The sequence below is a fragment of the Allomesorhizobium camelthorni genome (genome assembly GCF_011045125.1).
GTDB lineage: Bacteria > Pseudomonadota > Alphaproteobacteria > Rhizobiales > Rhizobiaceae > Allomesorhizobium > Allomesorhizobium camelthorni.
In genome coordinates, this window is sequence record NZ_JAAKZF010000194.1 from 1 (window position 1) to 3,540 (window position 3,540).

General features: G+C 60.6%; 4 protein-coding genes, 1 tRNA gene and 1 pseudogene. All 6 read left to right on the top strand.

The window, feature by feature from the left end; translation table 11 throughout:
- Positions 1-114: helix-turn-helix domain-containing protein (locus tag G6N73_RS34985; RefSeq protein WP_165034438.1), on the top strand; the 114-nt coding region annotated here is incomplete at its 5' end.
- Positions 115-426: 312 nt separating this feature from the next.
- On the top strand, positions 427-669 hold the full coding sequence (locus tag G6N73_RS34990; protein ID WP_165034439.1) for a helix-turn-helix domain-containing protein: 243 nt from the start codon (positions 427-429) through the stop codon (positions 667-669).
- A gap of 21 nt (positions 670-690) precedes the next feature.
- A tRNA-Arg gene (locus G6N73_RS34995) sits at positions 691-767 on the top strand.
- A gap of 144 nt (positions 768-911) precedes the next feature.
- Positions 912-1,409 (top strand): hypothetical protein, encoded by a 498-nt coding sequence (locus tag G6N73_RS35000; RefSeq protein WP_246252819.1) that lies wholly within the window; start codon positions 912-914, stop codon positions 1,407-1,409.
- A gap of 203 nt (positions 1,410-1,612) precedes the next feature.
- Positions 1,613-2,038, top strand: a complete 426-nt coding sequence (locus G6N73_RS35005) for a hypothetical protein (RefSeq protein WP_165034440.1) — start codon at positions 1,613-1,615, stop codon at positions 2,036-2,038.
- 37 nt (positions 2,039-2,075) lie between these two features.
- Positions 2,076-3,339: pseudogene (locus G6N73_RS35010) on the top strand (ISL3 family transposase); the annotation flags it as partial.
- Positions 3,340-3,540: the final 201 nt, after the last annotated feature.

A 3,540-nucleotide genomic window follows, 5' to 3' on the forward strand; every position in this document is an offset into this window, starting at 1 on the left:
ATGATCGAAAGGGACCTGAAGGTGACGACGCGGGGGGCGCTTAATCTCGTCGCTGAACTCGGCCTGCGCGAGATCACGGGTAGGGGACGCTACCGGGCATGGGGCATCCTCTGATGGCTCCTGTCCGTGCGGAAGATCGTCTGCCACGCTGGCAGTGCGACCGGCATGACCGCACTGTCGCCGAGTCGGTTGGTCTTGGCAGTGTTGCGGCCAGCGCTGCGGTGCTTCTCGTCCCGCATCGGTCAGGGTGTACCCGTTGTCACGAGATGGGCGTCGTGGCCGCACCGCTGCTGACGGCCCAACCGCGACCGTGCTTCCCGGCTTGGCAAATCATTGACGGGAGGGCATTGTCTGCCCCTTCCGCATACCAGACCGGAGAATTCAACAGGTCGCAAACCGGCCCGATTTCGATCGATGGAGTTGCCCATGTCCTATTCCGGCAAAGATTACGCCCTCCCCGAAACCGTAGCGGTCGCCGTCGGCGCCGGCGCCAACATCGTCAGAACGATCCGGGACTCCGTAGGCTACAGCATTGAGGAACTGGCGCTGACATGCGGACTGGCATTCAGCGAGATCGCCGACCTCGAAAGCGGTATCGACGCCGATCCGATCAAGCTCCGCCGCATTGCCACCGCGCTGCGATTGCCGGAAAACGCCTTGCTTCGATAGCCGACGTTCGAGGTCGGTAACGCACTCGTAGCTCAACTGGATAGAGTTCCAGACTTCGAATCTGGCGGTTGCAGGTTCAAGCCCTGCCGAGCGCGCCAGCTGCTTGGGAACCATGCCGCGACACAATGTGTATGGTAACGGTGTGGATCAGAGTGCGGTATTACGCCGATCGGCGCGTATTGCGCATCAGGCGGATTGTGTCCGCTGGACGTCGAGGCAGGAAAGTGAAGTGGAGAAGCATGTTGTATGAATCCGGTCCCATATACTCGCCAGAGCCGCGCGGGCTGACCATGGCCGTCGCACTGGTCTTGGTTGCGATGTCGGCGGCGTCTGGCTTACATGCGCAAGGGCTGCAGGATCCCGAAACGATCGACAAGATTATCGGCTCCGAGGTGCAGGAAGAGCAGGTGGAAGCTGCCGCCGACATGGATCGCGTCATCAAGGCGATCGAAACGACCGCCGACAACATCAGCACCGTGCGCAAGACGACGGCGCTCGACAAGATCGATATTGTCTTCCTCACCGATACCGCGGCGACCGAGGGTGGACCGCCTGCGGCGATCTCCGCCAAGCTCGAGGAGCACAAGGAAGAGATCGCCCAGCTTCGGCAGGAGCTTGAGGGCAATGCGCTGCTCTACCACGCCATCGATTCCCGGCAGATCCTGTTTCGCGACATTCTGGCGATCGAATTCGTCGGCAGCGATGTCGTGATCTATGCGGCGACAAAGCCGGCGAACTGATCGCCGGACCCGCCGGCATATGCCCCAAGCGCGCCTCCGGACCGATGCGCACGGATTAGAAGGGGTTAGATTGCCACAAAACGCAACCAACGGTCGTAGCCCCCCACGCTTCGCAAACTCCCAGTTAAGGGTTCAACAAAATCGAGAGTGGTGGTAGTCTCGAAACATTACAGGGTGAGATATGGCGTGAAAGGAAGAAAGACATGTCCGAAACCGAACCGCTCTCGCAACGTTGGCAAAACTATCGTCCGTCCAAGACCCTTTGGTTCTGGTCCCTCGCGGGCATCTCCGTGCTGACAATGATCCTCGGCTTTACCGTCGGCGGCTGGACCACTGGTGGAGGCGCGGCCGTCATGGCCGAACTGGCGGCGAGGGAAGCGCGCTCGACGCTTGCGGCATCGCTATGTGTGCAGAACTTTGTCTCGACGGAAGGTGCAGCCGAACAACTTGCCGCGCTGAAAGAAGCCTCGACATGGGAACGCGACACCTTCATCGAGGATGGTGGCTGGGCCATGCTGGCCGGCATGGAAGATACTATTCCTGGCGCTGCCGAGCTTTGCGCTAAGGAATTGGTCGCAATGGAGAGTCTGCCGGAACAGAATATTGAGGCGGTCAGCACCGACGGCTGAAGACTTTCGGCCTGGGATTCATCCGAGGGGAGAATAGCGGACGCGAAATCGGCATGGCTGGTTCAACCGCAGCCTTCAGGACCTGCCGGTCCAGGGCAAGACCGTGACGGTGAAGCTACGGCTGAGCCGCTGGCGGTGTGCGCATCAGAAATGTGAACGACAAACGTTCACCGACCGACTGCCGACGATTGCTTCCCCTTATGCGCGCCGGACAAGGAGGGTCGCAGAGATTGTCGGTCTGCTCGGCCTTAGCGCCGGCGGGCTTCCTGAACGTCTGATGACCCGTCTGGGGCATGCCAGTCAGCGACGACACGATCCTACGGCACCTCAAACGTCATGCGGCACGGAACAGGCCAATCTCCTCCCGGATTGTCGGTATTGACGACTGGAGCTGGCGCCGGTCCTGGCGCTACGGGCCCATCATCGTGGACCTGGAAAGACGTGAGGTTGTCGACGTGCTCGAAGATCGCAGCACGAGGGGCACGGCCGATTTGGTTCAGGCGGCATTCCGAGGTTGAGATCGTCAGTCGTGATCGGTGTGGTGTGTACGCGCAAGCTGTTCGCGAGGTGCGCCGCAAGCGCGCCGGATTGCCGATCGGTTCCATCTCATGCAGAATCTGCGGTGTGCTATCGAGGAGCAGATGAGCCGCGCGGATCGTTCAACCGGTCGCCCTGCTTCCTGATGCAGCTGATTACGAGGATTGCTACGAAGCTGCGACCCAAGAAGAGCGGCAGACAGCAGCGCGGCATCGACGACACGCCCGGCAAACGCATCGACAATCGAGGCAAGCAGTCTTCGATACGATCCATGCCTTGCGAAAACAGGGGCTGTCATTCACGGAGATTGCCCGTCGGACCGGCTATGGGCGGCGCAGCATCGCGAGGTGGCTCACTTACGATGTGCCGCCGGACCGGCGCAGAGCAGCCCCGAAGCCAACCTCTCCCGGATCAAGCAAGGAAGGTGGATGTCCTGACGCAGGCTTCGCCGGATTTCGCGGTGTTGCGCAGCCATGCCATGCGCCTGAGGGCTATCTTTCGAAGTCAGGACGTTCGCAGCCTGGAAGGCTGGATCGACGATGCACATGGCTCCGGCATCGTTGGCATGCAGCGTTTCGCGCGGGCCATACGACTCGACATCGATGCCGTCAGGAACGCCATCCAGCTGCCTTGGAGCAACGGCCAGACCGAAGCGCATCAACAGTCTCAAGACCCTCAAACGCACCATGTACGGCCGAGCCGGCGCCGAACTCCTAAGGGCCAGGATGCTACCGATCCATGTCCGCGATCACCACACAAATTGAGGAAGCCCCCTTTTAAGTGCCATGCGACACAATCGTCCCGCTTGGCGATTTGTCGGATTTCGATCTCTCCCACGTTAATGTGACAGTGCTACTCTAGGTTGGCGTGTCCCGCTCCATGGACACCTCGGCCTGGAGGCTTTCGACGTCACGGAAGATCGAGGCGACGGCGAGCACATGCCCATTGCGCTTGAAGCGCAAGAC